Origin of the sequence: Streptomyces sediminimaris (assembly GCF_047049295.1) — a bacterium.
GTDB lineage: Bacteria > Actinomycetota > Actinomycetes > Streptomycetales > Streptomycetaceae > Streptomyces > Streptomyces sediminimaris.
In genome coordinates, this window is record NZ_JBJWOT010000001.1 from 40853 (window position 1) to 57879 (window position 17027).

Genomic DNA, 17027 nt, shown 5'->3' on the forward strand with positions numbered 1-17027 from the left:
GCTGATCAGTCGGGGTTCGGCAGAGCCGCGAGCCGTTGCAGGGCTTCGGTGATCTCGCCGGTCCAGGGCAAACTCGACAGCGGCGGAGAACAGGCGCAGGCGGCGAGGCTTTCACAGCCGGGCGGCTGCGGTGAGGGCGAGTCTCGGCATCCGGGCCGGCAGGCCGAGGGCGATCTGCATGATCTACAGCCGGACCTGGTTCTGTGCGCTGTCGTGCAGGGGCAGGTTGCGCAGGCCGGTGGCGCGGGCGGCGCGAATGCGGTCCTCGGCGCGGGCCCGCCGACAGTGCCTCAGATCCAGCGCCGCGATCGGAACGTTGTTGGTGTTGGCGAACGCCGTGAGCTGGGTGCCGTCGGCATCGGTGAGGCGCAACTGGGCGCCGGGTCCGCAACGGCTGTACCCGGGCCGACGCGGAGTCCGTCGCGCACCTGACGACCACAGTGCTCCGGCCCTGCCTTACCCGCCGACGCGACCAGGAGCCCCCGGAGAGCGGTCCCTGCTCGCCCTGGGAAACCATGGACCGCCCTCTCCCTCATCCGTGAGTAACGGCTGCGGACACGAAAAGCGCCCCCCTGCCGGCTTTTCGGACCGAAGGACCGGCACAGGGCGACATGGCCTGTGTCCCCTGCAGGACCGGCCGCCGCACGCAACCAGCCGGGCGGCATGCTCACGAACTGATCCGTTCAGCGGGTCAGGGCGCCGCCGTCGACGGGCAGCAGCACGCCATGGATGTACGACGCCTCATCCCCGGCGAGGAAGACCACCGCGTCGGCGACCTCCGCCGCGGTGCCAGGACGCCGGGCGGGGTAGCTGCTCGCGGTCAGCTCTTCCCAGAACGGCATCTGCGCGGCGTTCAACTCCGTGGCGGTCGGGCCCGGTACGACGGCGTTGACCCGTACCCCTCGGGGGCCGAGTTCCGCGGCCCAGGACTTGGTCAGCGAGTGCAGCGCGGCCTTGCTCGCCCCGTAGAGCGCGGTGCCCTCTTTGCCGTGGATGCCGCTGACCGAGCCGATGTTGATGACCGTGCCGGCTCCGCGTTCGGCCATGCCGGGAACCAGGGCGGCGGTGAGCAGGAACGGCGCTCTGACGTTGAGTCCCAGCGCCGCGTCGATCTGCTCCTCGGTGGCCTCCGACAGGGACTGGGAGGGCGGGATGTGGGCGGCGTTGTTGACCAGGATGTCGATGCGCCCGTCCGCAGCGGCCAGTGCGTCACGGGCCAGGAGCCGGACGGCCTCGCCGGTGGCCAGGTCGGCCCTGACGTACTCGGCGCGCCCGCCCTGTTCGCGGATGCGGCCGACGACTTCTGTGCCGCGCCCGGTATCGCGGCCGGTCACCACGACGAGCGCGCCCTGGCGTGCCAGTGCCTCGGCGATCGCCCGTCCGATGCCTCCGGTGCCGCCGGTGACGAGGGCATGGCGTTCCTGCAGGCCTGTCATGCCGGCCTCCCGGCTTCGAAGGCGACGGCCGTGCGGCTGCGGAAGGAGCGGAAGTAGTGGAGTTCATCGAGGTCCGCCAGCAGTCCGGCGTACACCGGCCGCCATCCCAGCAGCGCCCGCGTCCGCGCGCTCGACGCCGGGACGTCGAGCGCGGCCAGGGCGCCGAGCCACCCGAAGTGGGCTGCCGCTTCCTGCGGCGGAACACTCCGGACCGGCACGCCCAGATGGCGGCCGATGGACTGCGCGACCGCCCGGAAGGGCACCGCCTCCTCACCGACCCCGTGCAGCCGCGACCCGGCCGGGCCCGCTTCCAGCGCCAGCCGGTACAGGCGGGCCGCGTCGAGTTCGTGCACGGCCGGCCAGCGGTTGGACCCGGTGCCGACGTAGGCAGAGACTCCTTTGTCTGCGGCGATGCGGATCAGGCGCGGAATGAAGCCGTGGGCGTCGTACGGGCCGTGCACGGACGGCGCCAAACGGATCACCGACGACCGTACCCCGCGCCCGGCCAGTGCGATCGCCGCGTTCTCCGAAGGGGCGCGCGGCGCTGTCGTGGCCCGTGCATCGGCCGGGTCCTCTTCCGTCACGACGCGCCCCGGCTTAAGGCCCGCGGTGCCCGAGGTGACCACGAACGGTTTGTCGGAGCCTTCCAGCGCGTCCCCGATCGCCTCGATGGCACGCAGGTCGGTCGCCGCCGCAGCGGCGTGGTCGGCGAAGTCATGGATGAACGCCAGGTGGATGACGCCGTCCGCCGCGACGGCGGCCTTCCGCAGGCTGCCGAGGTCGTCCAGGGTGCCTCGGTGGGCCTCCGCGCCGGCGGCCGCCAGCGCAGCGGCGGACGCCTCGGAGCGGGCGAGGCCGACGACCTCGTGCCCGGCCGAGCGCAGTTCGGGGACGACGAGCGAGCCGATATGGCCGGTCGCACCAGTGACGAAGACGCGCATGGATGAAGCCTTCTTCCGTGATGTGCCCGTTCGATGGACGGTCCGGCCGGTGTCCCCATCCTGCGCACGCCGGCCCCGCGAGATCCAATGAATGTTCCGCATGCGGACTTACGCATGCCGTATGACCGCACCTCCTGGCCAGCATTCCGCTCGGCGGCGCCCGCTCGAGGCGGGTTATTCTGGGGCATGCCCGACTGGTCGCTCCGCCCGGTGGACCTCGACCTGCGGCTGGTGTGGTGCTTCGTGGCCGTCGCCAAACACCAGCACTTCGGCCGTGCCGCCGAAGCCCTGCACACCACTCAGCCGTCCCTGAGTCGCCAGATTCACCGTCTCGAACAGCAACTGGGCACCCGCCTGTTGGACCGGACACCTCGGGGCAGCCGTCTGACCACAGCGGGTGAGGTCTTTCTGCCGCACGCCGAGGCACTGCTGCGTTCCGCCGATCAGGCCGTACAGCTCACGCGGGCCGCGGGCGGACCCGAACGGATCACCGTCGGCTACACCGCGGGCATCATCATCACTCCGGCCGTACGGGAGGTACGCCGCCTGCACCCCGACGCCGAGGTGCACACCCTGCATCTGCCCTGGAACGAACCGCGCGCGGCGCTGCTGGATCGCCGCGTGGACGCGGTCGTGGCCCGCATGCCGTTCGCGACCGACCACCTGCGGGTGATCACTCTCTACGACGAACCTCGCGTGGTGGTGCTCTCACGTGAACACCGCCTTGCCGGCAAGGAGTCGGTCAACCTCGACGACATCGCCGACGAGCCCATGCCCCGGGTGCGCCGATCCGACCCGCTCTGGAGCGCCTTCTGGCGCATCGACCCCCGGCCCGACGGACGACGCGCGCCCGAAGGTCCCCTCGTCGAGGCCGTCGAGGACAAGTACGAGATCATCGCCGCCGGGCAGGCCGTGGCCATCTCTCCCGAGCGCTCCGACCACCTGCGCCCGGACCTGACCGCTGTCCCGCTGGAGGGCGCCGAGCCGAGCCACGTCGTGCTCGCGACCCGCGCCAACGACGGCAACCACCTGCTCGAAGCCTTCTGTGCGGCCGCCGAGGCACACCTCACGGGAGAGCATGGCCCGGACCACGCGGCCGCCCCTCACTCGCGGCCGACAGTCCCCGACGCTTCCTGATGGATACGCCATCCCAAGCGGCAGGCATGACGGACGACACACCGGCCGTCTACGACGGCATACCAGCGGGCCGGATCGCCGCGGATCCTCTCGCGTGGCTTCGGGGACAGCCCGACCGCGAAGAACCCGCACGAGGCCGGCGAGCGGCGGCTGGCCCGCATGGACGATCAGGGCATCGACGTCGCCGTGCTGTCCCTGTCGCCTCCGGGCGTGCGGGACCTGCCCGGGACCGACGCCGTGGCGGTGGCACGCGAGGCCAATGACCAGCTTGCCGAGATCGTCGCCTCCCGGCCCGATCGCTTCCAGGCGTTCGGGCCGGGATTCCCACCCAGTCGCCGGCCGCGGCCGCGGCCGAGCTGGAGCGCGCGGTGGCCGAACTGGGCTTTCCCGGGGCCATGCTGTACGGGCGTACCGGCAACAAGCTGGCCGACCACCCGGACAACGACGAGCTGTACGCGATGGCCGAGCGCCTCGCCGTGCCGCTGCACTTCCACCCGCAGACACCGGTTGGGCCCGTCATCGACGCCTACTGCTCCAGCCTCCCCGAGCCCGTGGGCCCCGTGCTGGCCGGCGCCGGACTCGGCTGGTACTACGACCTCGGCGTCCAGTACCTGCGCATGATCTTCTCAGGGGTCTTCGACCGGTTCCCCGATCTGCAGGTGATCGCCGGGCACTGGGGCGAGGTCGTGATGTTCTCCCTCGACCACACCGGCTTCTTCGGCGAGGCAGGCAGTCTGCGGCAACCCCTGGCGGACTACTTCAAGCAGAACTTCTGGGTGGCCGGCAGCGGCACCGACAGCCCTCGTTACCTGCGCTGGACCGCCGAAGTGATGGGAACCGAACGGATGCTGTACTCCACCGACCACCCCTTCACCCACGGCTTCCGCCCCGGCGGCTTCCCCTACGTCGACGCCAGCAACGGTGAAGCCCGCTCCTTCCTGGAGAACTCGCCCTTCACCGACGAGCAGAAGGCCGACATCGGCCACCGCAACCGGGAACGCCTCACCGGCCCGTGCCAAGCGCCCGACAGCCTGAAGCGTCAGTCGGACTCTCCCGCTTTGCGCAGCTCGAGCCCCTGCCGGCTGGCCTGTGCCAGCTCGGCCTGCCCCATGTAGTGGGCGAGCTGGAGGATGATCGCCGTGGAGGCGGCCATGTCGTCGGTCCGCACGGCCCATACCAGGTCTTGGGCGACCGTGCAGTCACCAGCAGCGGCTTCTGCCTGTCCGACGATAGGCCGGGTGCTACGGCGCGGACGGCCGAGCCGCGGACTCACCATGCGTGTGCGGCTCCTGAGCGGTTCGGGGCGAGACAGCGGCATCCGCGCGCTGCACGGGTGGCGCCGTCTCGCCCGTTACTGCGGGCGGGGAGTCGTCGCGGCTGCCTTGAGCATGAGCGAGACAAGCGCCGTGCCAACGCTCATCGCGGCGATCACGCAGAACGCGATGCGGTAGCCGTCGACGGCCGCCGCGGAGCCCGTGGACGGGCTGTGGCGCGTGACGGTCGTGGCCACGGTGACCAAGGCGGCCAGGCCGAGTGCCGCGCCGAGCTGGCGGCACATGTTGAGCAGTCCGGAGGCGACGCCGGCGTTGCGCGGAGCCACTCCGGTGGTGGCGGCGACGATCGCCGGCATCATCGTCAGGCTCGTTCCCGCACCGACGATCACCGTGGGGAGCAGGACGTGGCCGACATAGGCTGAGTGAGCGGGCAGCTGGGCCAGCCACATCAGTCCCGTGGCAGCGACCAGGCAGCCTGCCACCACCAGACGGCGCGGGCCGATCGTGGGGATCAGCCGCTGGGAAAGGAGGACACCCATGCTGATCACGGAGACCATGGGCAGCAGTGACAGTCCGGTGCGCAGCGCGCTCTGGCCCAGTACCTGCTGCAGATACAGCGAGAGGAAGAACAACGGTGCCGTGAGCACCGCGCCCATGCACAGGGTCAGGATGTTGCCGACGCGGACGTTGTGGACGGTGAAGACGTCCAGCGGGATCAGCGGTTCTGCACTGCGCCGCTCGATCGCCGCGAACGCGGCGAGGAGCACGATCCCGCCGATCAGCAACGTGAGGACCTGGCCGGAGCCCCAGCCGTGGTCCGGGGCGATCGAGACGCCGTAGACGATTGCGGCGGCGGCCAGGGTGATCACCACGGCGCCGGGGACGTCCATGCGGGCGCGGGCCTCGGATGCTGCGGAAGACCGCAGGCAGACCACACTTGCGGCGAGCAGGCCGATGCCGACGGGTACGTTGACGAGCATCACCCAGCGCCAGCTCAGGTAAGTGGTCAGAAGTCCGCCGAGCACGATGCCCGCCGCGCCGGCACTGGAGGCGGCCACGCCCCACCAGGTCATCGCGCGGGTGCGCTGACGGAGTTCGGTGTGGCTGGCGGTGATCAGGCTCAGGCTGGAGGGGGCGAGCGCAGCGGCACCGGCTCCTTGGATCACACGTGCCACCAGCAGCATCCAGCCGTCGGTGGCGAGACCGCCGAAGAGGCTGGCAGCCGTGAAGACGATCAGGCCGATCTGGAAGACGCGCCGGCGGCCGAACAGGTCACCCGCACGCGAAGCGAGCAGCAGCAGGCCGCCGAAGGCGATCAGGTAGCCGTTGACCACCCACTGCTGCGCCGTGGCCGACAGGCCGAGTCCGGTCTTCATCGAGGGCAGCGCCACGTTCACGATGCTGGAGTCGAGCACCACCATGAACTGCGCGAGACAGGCGATGGCCGCGACGACGGCCAGACCCACACCCGGCTTGGCGACCTCCTGCGCGATGTCCGGGGCGGACGGCGTGACGGTCGCCCCGCCAGAATGTTCGTGAGGCATGGAAAATCTCCTGTACGAGAGTGCGAGATGCCCGTCCGGCCCGGAGAGAAGCAATGCCGGATAGGCTATCCGGCAACGTTAGAGCAATACCGGATAGGCTGTCCACCAAGCTGGGGCCGAAGCTCAACGCCTGGAGCTGATGGCCGGCCAGGTCCCGCCCGCAACGGGCCCACCGAGGCCGTACGGATCGGAGAAGACCAGTGACACGAGGCAAGACGTCGTTCCCCACCCGGCGGGCATCCGCCGAACGCAACCGCGACAAGATTCTCGCCGCCGCGAAAGCAGCCTTCGCCGACGGCGACACAGCGATCTCGATGGCCGAGGTGGCACGACGCGCGGGCGTCGGCATGGCCACCCTCTATCGCAACTTCCCCGGGCGCCCCGAACTGCTCGAAGCCCTCTACGCCGACGAGGTCGACGCAGTCTGCGACGCCGCGGTCATCGAAGACGGCCAGACGCCCGGCGAAGCGCTCATCATCTGGCTGCGTCAGCAGTTCGACTTCATCTCCAACAAACGGTTGATCGTCTCCGAGCTGCTGGCGCACACCAGCCAGGGCGGCGTCCCCAGCCGCCGCGCACAGGCCCTTGACGCCGGCCGTCCGCTCCTGGCCTCGGCACAGCAGGCCCATGAGATCCGTGAGGACCTCACCCTGGAGCAGATCTTCGACATGATCATCGCCATCGCCAAGATCCCAGGCAGCCAGGACCATCTCGACCCGATCATCCAGACCATGCTCGACGGCCTGCGCCCGCAGGCCGGAAACACCACCGCCGGATGACCGACCGACGCTGGCGCAGTCACCGCGGAAGGCAGTCCGACGCCGGACACATATCACGGCAGGCCCGCCGGCACGCCACACCGCACAAGGACGTCACCAGTCAACGGTCCTGCGTCGTACGCCGAGCGGATGGCGCGCCATATGCACGGATGGGCAGGCTTCATCCCGCTTCGCCACCGCGTCCTTCTCGGAGCTGCTCGCGAACCTCCTAGAGCTGCCGCTTGAGCTCCCCGCGCTCGGCACTGGTCTGCTCGCCGGACCCGCCCTCGCCCCGGTCCGCCTTCGCCTGGCGGTACCAGCCGCGCAGGGACTCGGAGCTGATCTCGAGCTCCCGGGCGACAGCAGCGACCGTCTTGTCCGAGGAATCGACGAGCGCGAACGCGTCCCGCTTGAACTCCTCGGTGTACCGCTTCGTGTACTTGCTACCCACCTGGTGCTACTTCCGCTGGAACCTCAAGGTCCCAGTCTCCAGGTGTCCACGATCAAGGGGCAGCGTGATCGAGGCCCTGCACCACGTCCGCCACACCACCTTCGCCGAGGACGCCTCCCAACTACGGACCGGCAACCCGCCCCGCGCGATGGCCACCTGGCGCAACCTCGCCATCGGAGCCCTCCGCACAGCCAGAGTGAAGAACATCGCCGCCAGCCTCCGCCGCAACGCCCGCGACTCTCGCCGCCCCCCTCGCACCCCTCGGCCTCGGATGATCACGAACCGGACGTCACATGACTACGCCGAAGCCCTGGGGGCGATCGGAGGCGCCTCATAGCCGTCGGCGAGATAGGTGTCCAGTCGCTGGCGACGCTCGGCGATGTGGTGTTCCTGCCGCACGAGTTCGTCGCGGACCTGCCGGACGCGCCCGAGGAGTTCGGCGCAGTCAGCACGCGGGTGCTCATCTCGGGCGCAGGGCAGGATGTCTCGGATGACGTCGGACGACAGACCGGCGTGGAACATGTCCTGGACGAACGCGACAACCTCGATCGACTCGGGGGCGTACTCGCGGTACCCGTTGGGCCGGCGCTCGCTGCGCAGCAGGCCCTGCTGCTCGTAGTAGCGCAGTGCCCGGCTGCTGACGCCGGTCGCCTTGCTCAATTCGCCGATGCGCATGCCTCAGTTCACCTTGACCCTGACATCGACGTCAAGGTTTAGCGTCGGGATCATGACCACAGCAGCGCAACTGCGCGACAGATTCGCCGTCGTCACCGGCGCCTCACACGGCATCGGGGCAGCCATCGCCGAGCGACTGGCTGCCTCCGGCGTGCACCTCGTCCTGGTCGCCCGCAGCGCGGGCAAGCTCGACGAGGCGGCCGCGCGGCTGAGCCGTCGTCACGGAGTGACCGTGCGTGCCCTTCCGGCCGATCTCGCCACCGCCGACGCGCCGGCGCAGCTGGCCAAGACGTTGGCTGACGAGGGCATCGAGGTGGAGATGCTGGTCAACAACGCCGGCGTCACCGCGCGAGGTCCGGTGCTCGACGGCGATCCGGCCCGGTTCCGGTCCCTGATCGACGTCAACGTCAACGCATTGACCGAGTTGACCACCCTCTTGGTGCCCGCGATGGTCGCCCGTGGCCACGGGGCCGTCGTCAACATCGCAAGCACCGGGGGGTACGTACCCGCCCCCAATCTGGCGGTGTACGCGGCGACGAAAGCGTATGTCGTGTCGTTCAGCCAAGCGCTGTGGGCCGAGACCCAAGGCACCGGGGTCCGGGTGGTGGCGGTCAGTCCCGGTCCCACAAAGACGGCGATGAACACCCGCGGCACGCGGAGCAGCGAGGCTGTCGCCACTACTGTGTTGCGTGCCCTGTCAGGCAACGGTCCGGCGGTCATCGACGGCAAAACCAATGCGCTGACCGCTCTGCTGTTCGGAAGGCTGCTGCCGACGCGTCTTTCCCTCGCCGTCGCGCGGCGGATAATGGCCAAAAGTGGTGTCTGACTGGCTGCCCGCTATCCGGTCGTGCGCTCGGTCTGGTCCGAACGGGCGCCTGGAGGGGGGTGACTTGTGGGCCGGTGGGGGCATAGAGGAAGACACCTCACGTTGCCATGCCGTCAAGTCCTCAAGCTCAGGTCTCGGTTCACGGCGCGGTTGCAGAGCCGGCGGTGCCACTCGTTGGCGCAGCCTCCGGGATCGGTGGGTGGGACGGGGCTTGGGCCGGTCTCGATGAGGTGCAGCAGGGTCTCGGCGGCGTCGTAGGAGTCGTCTGGGCCGAAACAGGAGACCAGCGCTCGGGCTTCCTCTCCTGTGACTGGCTTCGCAATCGCTTCGAGTTGCTCGAGGCGCCTGTCGATCTCCTGACGCAGGTATCACTGGCGATCACGAGCGTCCCAACTCTCGGGCAGCGGGCACCCCGGCTCCGCCGGCATGCCACGGGTCACAGGCCGCCTCCCCCGTGGCGCGCTACCCTCGGTGCCGGAGGTGGCACCGCATGGCCAGGCGCGAAGTGAGACCAATCGGGGTCTTGGCTGCGACCGTGGCCATCGTGACGGCGATCGTCGCCATCCTCGTCATGAACAGCGGCGGCAGCGATTCGCAGCCGAGTACGCCGACCGCCTCCCCCTCAGCGAGCGCGCCGAAGACCGCTCCCCCGTCATAGCCCTCGCTGAGGAATCCTGCCCCTCGAAGACGGTGACTTCCAGGCGCGGGAACCGGCGGCGCACCGCGCCCAGCGCGCCCGGCAGCTGCCGGGTGCCAGAGCCCATCTGCGCGGCGACCACCAGCTCGCCCGCCAGTTCCTCGGCACCGGCGCGCGCCGTGGCCCTGGCCGGCGTGCCGCGCTCACCGCAATCTCCGCCTCCCGCAGGAACGCGCGGCCGACCGCGGTGGGCACCAGACCGGTCGGCGTGCGGGCGAACAGCTCCACGCCCAGTTCCCGCTCCAGGCCGCGGATCTGCTGGGACACCGACGCCGCGCGACCCGCAGTCGCTCGGCCGCCGCCGTCACCGTCCCGTCCTCGGCGACGGCCAGGGCGTACTCGAACTGGCGCATGCTCATCGGTTCTCGTAGCTCCGTGCGGTCCGTCCCGTCGATCGTCGTGATCGTAGGTAACCCGGTCCGGCCGGCGGCGATTCCCGGGCCCGCGCTCATCGGCCGGTCTTCGCGCCCCTCAACGGACTCGGAACATCCGTCAGCGGACCCGGAACCCCGCCAGTGAGCTTGGAAGCCGAAGACCCGTCGCGCGGAGCGTCCTGCCGCCCGTACTGGCCGACCGCGGGCTGGCAGGCGCCCTCTCGGGACTGGCGGCCTCGTGTTCCGTCCCTGCGCCACCGAGGCCGACGTGGACGGCGGTGCGCCGCCTCGGTCGAGGCGACCACCTACTTCGTCGTCGCGCCCAACATCGCCGGGCACAGCGGTGCCACGGGCGAGGGTCACCGTCCGGCTGCGCGGCGAGCGGTTGCCGCACCGGGTCGCGTCCGGCTCCACCGCCGTCGACCCCGAGGTCGTCGCCCGGCTCTTCAGAGGTCTCCCCCGCGACACGCGACTGTAACGGCCCAGCCCACGGAAGCGGGAGGTCCCCGCGCTCATGGCCGACGGGCTCGGCAACAGCGCCATCGTCGAACGGCTCGCCGTCACCGCCGGGCGGTCCACAACCACATCCGCGGCATCTTCGCCAAGCTCGACCCGATGCCGACCGATCGCCCGGACTGGGGCATGGCGGCCCTCCCGCGCTATCTGGACGACGCACAGCGCCGTCACTGAGCGGTGCGGATCCGACGTCCCTGCGGACGGTGGCGCACGTGCCGACAGACGCCGTCGCACCGCGGGGAGATCGCGGCGCAGCGCGGTCGACTAGGATGACATCATCCTCGAACATCGTCCGGCGGAGGCTTGCGTGACCAAATCGACACGGCCGTCGGACACGGTCCGCGCCGACCGTGCCGACCAGGCCGACATCCAGGCTGTGGGCCGGGTCAGTCAGATCCTCGCCCTGTTCGATCCGGCCACGCCCGAGGTCACCGCGGGCGAAGTGGCCGAACGGCTCGGGCTCAACCGCACCACCGCGTACCGGTACTGCACGTCACTCGTCGCCGCCGGCCTGCTGGAGCGCAGCGCCGAAGGCGGCTACGTCCCCGGCGGCCTGCTGCTCCAGCTGGGCGCCTTCGCCATCGGGCACCGCCGCGTCGTCAACCTGGCGCCCCGTCACATGCAGGCGCTCACCCGTGCCACGCGGACCAGCGTGGTGCTCAGCCTGTGGGGCCAGACCGGCCCGGTGGTCTCCCGGGTCGAGGAGCACGTCTCCGCGGTGGTCGTCGTCTCCGTGCGGGTGGGCAGCCATCTGCCGCTGGACACGGCGCAGAGCAAGGTCTTCCTCGCGTACCACGCCGACCAGTTGTCCATGGAGCGGCTGATGGCGAACCTGCCGGGTCCGGCGCGCGAGGAACTGCGCGCCGACGTCGAACGGGTCCGCGCCGTCGGCCACTGCTCCGCGATGAGCACCCCCGGTGTGGTCGCGGTCGCGGCGCCCGTCTTCGACGAGTACGGCATCTGCGCCACCATGGCCGTCGTGGGGCCCGACAACACCCTCTCGATGTCCGACGACGCCCCCGAGCTGCGCTTCGTCATGGACACCGCGCGCGAGCTCACCCGGGAACTCGGCGGCCACTACCGGCCCGACGACCTCCACCGGCGGGCGGTGTAGGACCGCGCACGCACGTGTGGGCGGGCATCTCGCGGATGCCCGCCCACACGTGCGCCGGGGACGGTCAGGACAGCGCGGGGAGCGTGCTGTCGTCGGCCATGTCGATGTCCTTGGTCTCCGGGCCGAGGAGGCCGCCGAGGCTGATCAGTACGCCGGCGAGCGCGATCAGCAGGGCCGGGGCGACGTGCGACGGCATGAAGCCGTCGAGCTGCTGGAGGTAGAACTGGTAGAACGCCGGGGCGATGAGCGCGAGGCTGTAGCCGACGCCGTAGCCGGTGGACCGCACGCCGGCCGGGAACCGCTCGGTCAGGTACGCGGCGATCGGGCCGAACGTGCCGAGGGTGGAGACGCCCATCAGCGCACCCCAGCCGAGTGCCGCCGCCATGCCGCCGCCGGAGGCCATCAGCAGGCTGTAGGAGCCCGACCCGAGCACCAGGACCGCCAGGCCGTAGCCGATGTAGAAGCGTCGCCGGCCGATGCGCTGGGAGAGCACGCCGTAGACGGGGAAGGACAGCGCGGCGGCGGCGTTGACCACGAGCATGGTCAGCGTGACCTGCTGGCTCGACAGCTGAAGGTGCGCCTTCAGCTGTGCGGGGGTCACCGCGGTCTGCACGTTGGTCGCGAGCCAGACGCCGGTCATGAGCACGAACACCTGCCCCAGCGCTCTGGGGTACTGCCCCAGCAGCCGCAGGAAGGGCAGTCTGTGCCGCTCACCGGTGACCTCGGCCGGCGGCTCGTGCACCTGCCTGGAGTAGTAGCGGAACAGCACGGCCGCCAGTAGTGCGCCGATCAGGAACGGCACCCGCCAGCCCCACTGCACGTAACTGCTGTGCACTCCGGTGGAGTTGAGCAACTGCAGCATCAGGAGGGTGATCGCGGCGATCACGGCGTACGCGGCCGGGGAGGTCGAGGTGATGATCGAGGCGTAGAACCCCCGTCTGTGCCGTGGACTCCACTCCATCGCCAGGGGCACCGCGGTCGTGTACTCGCCGCCGAGGAAGACTCCGTCGAGGAACCGCAGGGCGATCAGCAGGCCGATCGACCACGTTCCGATCGTCTCGTGCCCCGGCAGGCACGCGATGAGCAGCGTCGTGACGCCGAAGCCGCCGACCGCGACGAGCGTGGTGCGCTTGCGTCCGACGGTGTCGGCGAAGTGCCCGAAGATCACCGCGCCGAGCGGGCGGCCGATCAGCGTCGAGGCGAAGACCAGGGACGAGAGCATGGCCGTGGTGCTCGCGCTCAGGCCGGCCGACTGGAAGTAGATCATCGCCGGCGCCACGACCACGATCGGCAGGTAGATGTCGAACTGGTCGACGAAGTAGGCGAGGACCCCGCCGCGCACCGCGGCGCGCATCTTGGCGTGGTCCGGGCCGTGCGGCGTTCGCGGGCGAGGCTGATCCCAAGCCGCCGACTGCGGCTCGGTGGCGGGTGGCGGTGTGGACATCGTCGTCCTCCGAGATGGGCTGTCGGCTACTTGCAGCTCGCGCGTCGCCACACTCGGTTTATTGCGAACTGCATGTTCACGAAGCGAACGTCAGTCACGGTAAACATGCCCATTCAGTAGCGCAAGCCTCCGGACACGGTTGACATTGGGTCTCATCGTGAACTCATACTTCATATTGCGAACGAAGGGTGAGTCCATGAATCCACGTCCCGCCATCGCTTCCCTCCTCGACGGCCTGGTCGACATGCACGTCCATTCCGGCCCCAGCCCCTTCCCCCGCCGCTTCGACCACGTCGAGGCCGCGCAGGACGGCGCCCGGATCGGGATGCGCGCCATGGTGGCCAAGTCCCACCACCACAACACCCAGATGGACCTCCTGGCGATGAAGGACCGCCTCGCCGGGGTCGCCGCGACCGCCTACGGCGGCATCGCGCTCAACAGCACCGTCGGCGGCCTCAACGTGCACGCCGTCCGCATGTGCCTGCGCATGGGCGGCAAGGTCGTCTGGTTCCCGACCATCTCCTCGGGCCGGCACCTCGACTGCCACCCCGAGGACGGGGCGTTCCCCACCACCACCGTGCCCCTGACGCTCGAGCGCATCGACATCGTCGACGACAACGGCGAACTGAAGCCCGAGGCGGCCCAGATCCTCGACGAGATCAAGGAACAGGAGGCCGTCGTCAACGGCGGTCACATGTACCCCGAGTACATCCGCACGCTGTTCCAGGCGGCGAAGGAGCGCGGCATCACACGGATGGTCGTCAGCCATCCCGACTTCGTGATCGGCGCCGAGCCGGACCTGTGCCGCGACCTCATCGACCTCGGCGCGTACGTCGAGCACGAGGTCGGCATGTACGACCCCGAGGGGAACCAGCACTGGGACCCGAGGCAGCTGCTGACCTGGATCGAGACGCTCGGTCCCGAACACACGGTGCTGGCCTCGGACTTCGGGCAGGCCGCGAACCCGAAACCGGTGGACGCCTGGCTGCGCGTCTGTGAGGCGCTGCTCGACCTCGGCCTGCCGGAGAAGGACCTGCGGCGCATGGCCTGCGACAACCCGGCCCACCTGCTCGGTCTCGACTCCTGAACGCATCGGCCTCGACCCCTGAACGAAAGGGAATCACCGTGTACGCCAAGGACGACCCCCGCTCCGCGCTCGCGACGGCGCCCCCACCCGGGCCGGACGCAGGCGCCGCCATCGCCGCCGCCCAGTACTTCGACTTCCGCCGCCTGGCCTCGCCCGACGCCCCCACGGCGGAGGAACGCACCGCCGTCGTCCGCGCCCAGAACGTCATCCTCGTCCACACCGACGCGCGGGCCGGCGACGACCTCGACAACGCAACCCTCGACGGGGAACTCGCCGTGGTCGTCACCGACGACTCGCCCGCCTTCTCCGTGCACACCGGCGACGGCGCCACTTCGGTGGGCGAGCCCGGACTCGTGGTGGTGCCGCCCGGGGCCTCGCGCATCAGCGTGCACGGCGACGGGCCCGTCATCCGTCTGGTCGAGGCGAGTGAACCGGCGTGGCGCAGCCGCGCCGCGAACGCCGAGGCCTACGCGCACGACCACCCGCGCGTCGCACCGCTACGCCGCTGGCCGGAGCCCGTCGGCGGGGCGGCCGTGCGGTTCTACCCGCTGGCCGGGGTGCCCGACGAGCCGGGCCGGTTCGGCCGTATCCTCCGCACCCGCTCCTTCATGGTCAACTTCCTGCCCCCGCAGGACGGTCCGCGCGATCCGCGCAAGCTCTCGCCGCACACGCACGACGACTTCGAGCAGCTCTCCCTGGCGGTGCGGGGCAGCTACGTCCACCACATCCGCACCCCCTGGCTGCACGACAGCACCCAGTGGCGCGACGACGAGCACGTGCGGCTGGGCAGCCCGTCCGTGGCGATCATCCCGCCTCCCGCCGTGCACACCTCCGCCGCCGCCGACCCCGGCCTCAACCAGCTGATCGACATCTTCAGCCCGCCCCGCACCGACTTCTCGCTCAAGCCCGGCTGGGTGCTCAACGCCGACACCTACCCGATGCCCGCCGAACACCGCACGTCATGAGTACGCCACGACGCACGGGCGGGGGGCTGTTCGCGCCGGACCGCACCATCACCCCCCTCGGCACCTGGCTGAAGATCGCCTCGGGCGAGCCGGTCGAGATCATGGCGTACGCCGGGTTCGACTTCGTGGTGATCGACCTGGAGCACGCCCCGCTCGACCTCCAGACCGCCTACCGGCTGATCAACTCGGCCGCCGCGCTGGGCATGGCACCGCTGGTGCGGGTACCGGACACGACCGCGTCGACGATCCAGAAGGTCCTCGACGCGGGCGCCATGGGCATCCTCGTGCCGCACGTCGACACCGTGGAGCAGGCCGCCGCCGTCGGCCGCGCCTGCCGGTTCCCGCCGTACGGCGTGCGAGGCGCCGGCGGCACCAGCCGGGCCGGCGCCTGGGGGCTGCGCCCGAACGCCGACTACCTCGCCACCGGCAACGACGACGTGCTCTGCATCCCGCAGCTCGAGAGCGTCGAAGCGATCAAGGCGGCACCGGAGATACTCGCCCTCGACTCGGTCGACGCGGTGTTCGTCGGCGCCGCCGACCTGTCCCTGTCCATGGGGTTCATGGGCTCCACACCCGCCTCACCCGACGTCCTCGCGCTGATCGCCTCGGCCCGCGACGCCGCGCACGCCGCGGGCAAGCGCCTGGGGCTCGCGTTCGGCGGCGTGTCGGAGCAGGCCGTACGGGCGGTCCGTGAGGGCTGCGACTTCGTCCTGCTCGGCAACGACACCACCATGCTGGCCACGGCCGCACGCGCACTGGTCACGGAATTCCGGGAAGCGGCTGGTCACGACCACGCCGACGAGCACGCGAGGAGGAGCGACTGATGCGCAAGGCCGACAAGGTCATCATCACCACCGCGGTGACGGGCTCGGTCAACGTGCCCTCCCAGAGCCCCCATCTGCCGCTGTCCGCCCAGCAGGTGGCCGAGTCCGCGCTGGAAGCGGTCGAGGCCGGATCGGCCGTCGTGCACCTGCACGCCCGGGAGCCCGACGGCCGGCCCACCGCCGACCCCGAGGTCTTCGAGCAGATCATCCAGCGCATCACCCCGCACACCGACGCCGTCATCAACATCACCACCGGCGGCTCGACGGCGATGACCATGGAGGAACGGCTCGCCGCCGCCGTCCGGATCCGGCCCGAGCTCGCCTCGCTGAACATGGGCTCGATGAACTTCGTGTACGCGGGGATCGCCGACAAGGTGACGGCGTGGGCGCACGACTGGGAGAAGCCCTACGTCCTCGACAGCTACTCCCGGCCGTTCGTCAACACCTTCGAATCCATCGAGTACACCTTGCGCACGCTCGGCGCGTTCGGCACCCGCTTCGAGTTCGAGTGCTACGACATCGGGCACCTGTACTCGCTCGCCCACTTCGTCCAGGCCGGCCTGGCGAAGCCGCCGCTGATGATCCAGGGTGTCTTCGGCGTCCTCGGCGGCATCGGGGCCGACCACGACAACCTGGAGCACATGGTGCGGGTCGCCGACCGGCTCTTCGGCGACGACTACTCCTTCTCCGCCTTCGCCGCCGGCCGCCACCAGATGGAGTTCGGCACGCACAGCGCGTGGCTCGGCGGCCACGTACGGGTGGGCCTGGAGGACAGCGTGTGGCTCGGCAAAGGACAGCTCGCCCGGAGCAACGCCCAACAGGTCAGCAGGATCAGGACCGTTGTCGAGGACCTGGGGCAGCAGATCGCCACACCGGACGACGCCCGCCGGATGCTCGCGCTCCGCGGCCTCGCGAAGACCGACGACGCCACCACCGCCGCGTGAACACGCGGCCGTCACACGAA

At 70.4% G+C, this 17027-nt stretch carries 15 protein-coding genes and 3 pseudogenes; 10 read left to right on the forward strand and 8 right to left on the reverse strand.

The genetic code is table 11. The features are described 5' to 3' along the window. Positions 1-5: 5 nt before the first annotated feature. The 3 genes and pseudogenes from ACJ9NR_RS00220 to ACJ9NR_RS00230 all read right to left on the reverse strand — a co-directional run. Positions 6-438: pseudogene (locus ACJ9NR_RS00220) on the reverse strand (transposase); the annotation flags it as partial. A gap of 245 nt (positions 439-683) precedes the next feature. Further along, positions 684-1436: an SDR family NAD(P)-dependent oxidoreductase gene (locus tag ACJ9NR_RS00225; RefSeq protein ID WP_412490453.1), complete on the reverse strand. Its 753-nt coding sequence runs from the start codon at positions 1434-1436 to the stop codon at positions 684-686. Beyond that, positions 1433-2377 carry an SDR family oxidoreductase gene (locus ACJ9NR_RS00230; protein WP_412490452.1) on the reverse strand — a complete coding sequence of 315 codons (945 nt, stop codon included), beginning with the start codon at positions 2375-2377 and terminating at the stop codon, positions 1433-1435. Before ACJ9NR_RS00230 ends, ACJ9NR_RS00225 begins: the two co-directional genes overlap by 4 nt. Positions 2378-2563: 186 nt before the next feature. Here ACJ9NR_RS00230 and ACJ9NR_RS00235 point away from each other — a divergent pair, with 186 nt between their 5' ends. Both ACJ9NR_RS00235 and ACJ9NR_RS00240 read left to right on the forward strand, forming a co-directional pair. After that, positions 2564-3514, forward strand: a complete 951-nt coding sequence (locus ACJ9NR_RS00235; RefSeq protein ID WP_412490451.1) for a LysR family transcriptional regulator — start codon at positions 2564-2566, stop codon at positions 3512-3514. 368 nt (positions 3515-3882) lie between these two features. Continuing rightward, a complete protein-coding gene (locus ACJ9NR_RS00240) occupies positions 3883-4629 on the forward strand; it encodes an amidohydrolase family protein (RefSeq protein WP_412490450.1) in 747 nt (248 codons plus the stop codon). A 236-nt stretch (positions 4630-4865) separates the two neighbouring features. Here the strand turns inward: ACJ9NR_RS00240 and ACJ9NR_RS00245 are convergent, their stop codons facing one another. Continuing rightward, a complete protein-coding gene (locus ACJ9NR_RS00245; RefSeq protein ID WP_412490449.1) occupies positions 4866-6332 on the reverse strand; it encodes an MFS transporter in 1467 nt (488 codons plus the stop codon). A gap of 200 nt (positions 6333-6532) precedes the next feature. Between ACJ9NR_RS00245 and ACJ9NR_RS00250 the strand changes: the two genes are divergently transcribed. Continuing rightward, positions 6533-7111: a TetR/AcrR family transcriptional regulator gene (locus tag ACJ9NR_RS00250; RefSeq protein ID WP_412490448.1), complete on the forward strand. Its 579-nt coding sequence runs from the start codon at positions 6533-6535 to the stop codon at positions 7109-7111. Between the two features lie 208 nt (positions 7112-7319). Here the strand turns inward: ACJ9NR_RS00250 and ACJ9NR_RS00255 are convergent, their stop codons facing one another. Next, on the reverse strand, positions 7320-7541 hold the full coding sequence (locus ACJ9NR_RS00255; RefSeq protein ID WP_412490447.1) for a transposase: 222 nt from the start codon (positions 7539-7541) through the stop codon (positions 7320-7322). Positions 7542-7838: 297 nt separating this feature from the next. Beyond that, positions 7839-8216, reverse strand: coding sequence for a MerR family transcriptional regulator (locus tag ACJ9NR_RS00260; protein ID WP_412490446.1), 378 nt, complete (start codon positions 8214-8216; stop codon positions 7839-7841). 52 nt (positions 8217-8268) lie between these two features. On the opposite strand from ACJ9NR_RS00260, the gene ACJ9NR_RS00265 reads away from it, so the two are divergent. After that, positions 8269-9042 (forward strand): SDR family NAD(P)-dependent oxidoreductase, encoded by a 774-nt coding sequence (locus ACJ9NR_RS00265; protein WP_412490445.1) that lies wholly within the window; start codon positions 8269-8271, stop codon positions 9040-9042. 680 nt (positions 9043-9722) lie between these two features. Here ACJ9NR_RS00265 and ACJ9NR_RS00270 read toward each other — a convergent pair. Continuing rightward, positions 9723-10098 (reverse strand): annotated as a pseudogene (locus ACJ9NR_RS00270) (LysR family transcriptional regulator); the annotation flags it as partial. 409 nt (positions 10099-10507) lie between these two features. Between ACJ9NR_RS00270 and ACJ9NR_RS00275 the strand changes: the two are divergent. Next, positions 10508-10803, forward strand: a pseudogene (locus ACJ9NR_RS00275) (LuxR C-terminal-related transcriptional regulator); the annotation flags it as partial. 133 nt (positions 10804-10936) lie between these two features. Continuing rightward, positions 10937-11743: an IclR family transcriptional regulator gene (locus ACJ9NR_RS00280; protein ID WP_412490444.1), complete on the forward strand. Its 807-nt coding sequence runs from the start codon at positions 10937-10939 to the stop codon at positions 11741-11743. Positions 11744-11807: 64 nt separating this feature from the next. On the opposite strand, the gene ACJ9NR_RS00285 is transcribed toward ACJ9NR_RS00280, so the two are convergent. Then, positions 11808-13097, reverse strand: a complete 1290-nt coding sequence (locus tag ACJ9NR_RS00285) for an MFS transporter (protein WP_412490443.1) — start codon at positions 13095-13097, stop codon at positions 11808-11810. 286 nt (positions 13098-13383) lie between these two features. Here ACJ9NR_RS00285 and ACJ9NR_RS00290 point away from each other — a divergent pair, with 286 nt between their 5' ends. Genes ACJ9NR_RS00290 through kce form a run of 4 tightly spaced genes read left to right on the forward strand, consistent with a single transcriptional unit; the run spans position 13384 to position 17007 of the window. Further along, positions 13384-14274: a DUF6282 family protein gene (locus ACJ9NR_RS00290; RefSeq protein ID WP_412490442.1), complete on the forward strand. Its 891-nt coding sequence runs from the start codon at positions 13384-13386 to the stop codon at positions 14272-14274. 38 nt (positions 14275-14312) lie between these two features. Beyond that, a complete protein-coding gene (locus tag ACJ9NR_RS00295) occupies positions 14313-15239 on the forward strand; it encodes a cupin domain-containing protein (protein ID WP_412490441.1) in 927 nt (308 codons plus the stop codon). Next, positions 15236-16063 (forward strand): HpcH/HpaI aldolase family protein, encoded by an 828-nt coding sequence (locus ACJ9NR_RS00300; protein WP_412490440.1) that lies wholly within the window; start codon positions 15236-15238, stop codon positions 16061-16063. The genes ACJ9NR_RS00295 and ACJ9NR_RS00300 overlap by 4 nt, the downstream gene beginning before the upstream one ends. Continuing rightward, entirely contained in the window at positions 16063-17007 is a 945-nt protein-coding gene (kce, locus tag ACJ9NR_RS00305) for a 3,5-dioxohexanoate:acetyl-CoA acetone transferase (protein ID WP_412490439.1), read from the forward strand. Before ACJ9NR_RS00300 ends, kce begins: the two co-directional genes overlap by 1 nt. The last annotated feature ends 20 nt before the right edge of the window (positions 17008-17027 follow it).

Bases quoted from the DNA above. Each gene is read 5' to 3' on its own strand.
- ACJ9NR_RS00225 (WP_412490453.1), bottom strand. From the start codon at position 1,436: ATGACAGGCCTGCAGGAACGCCATGCCCTCGTCACCGGCGGCACCGGA.
- ACJ9NR_RS00230 (WP_412490452.1), bottom strand. From the start codon at position 2,377: ATGCGCGTCTTCGTCACTGGTGCGACCGGCCATATCGGCTCGCTCGTC.
- ACJ9NR_RS00235 (WP_412490451.1), top strand. From the start codon at position 2,564: ATGCCCGACTGGTCGCTCCGCCCGGTGGACCTCGACCTGCGGCTGGTG.
- ACJ9NR_RS00245 (WP_412490449.1), bottom strand. From the start codon at position 6,332: ATGCCTCACGAACATTCTGGCGGGGCGACCGTCACGCCGTCCGCCCCG.
- ACJ9NR_RS00260 (WP_412490446.1), bottom strand. From the start codon at position 8,216: ATGCGCATCGGCGAATTGAGCAAGGCGACCGGCGTCAGCAGCCGGGCA.
- ACJ9NR_RS00265 (WP_412490445.1), top strand. From the start codon at position 8,269: ATGACCACAGCAGCGCAACTGCGCGACAGATTCGCCGTCGTCACCGGC.
- ACJ9NR_RS00285 (WP_412490443.1), bottom strand. From the start codon at position 13,097: ATGCGCGCCGCGGTGCGCGGCGGGGTCCTCGCCTACTTCGTCGACCAG.
- ACJ9NR_RS00290 (WP_412490442.1), top strand. From the start codon at position 13,384: ATGAATCCACGTCCCGCCATCGCTTCCCTCCTCGACGGCCTGGTCGAC.
- ACJ9NR_RS00300 (WP_412490440.1), top strand. From the start codon at position 15,236: ATGAGTACGCCACGACGCACGGGCGGGGGGCTGTTCGCGCCGGACCGC.
- kce (WP_412490439.1), top strand. From the start codon at position 16,063: ATGCGCAAGGCCGACAAGGTCATCATCACCACCGCGGTGACGGGCTCG.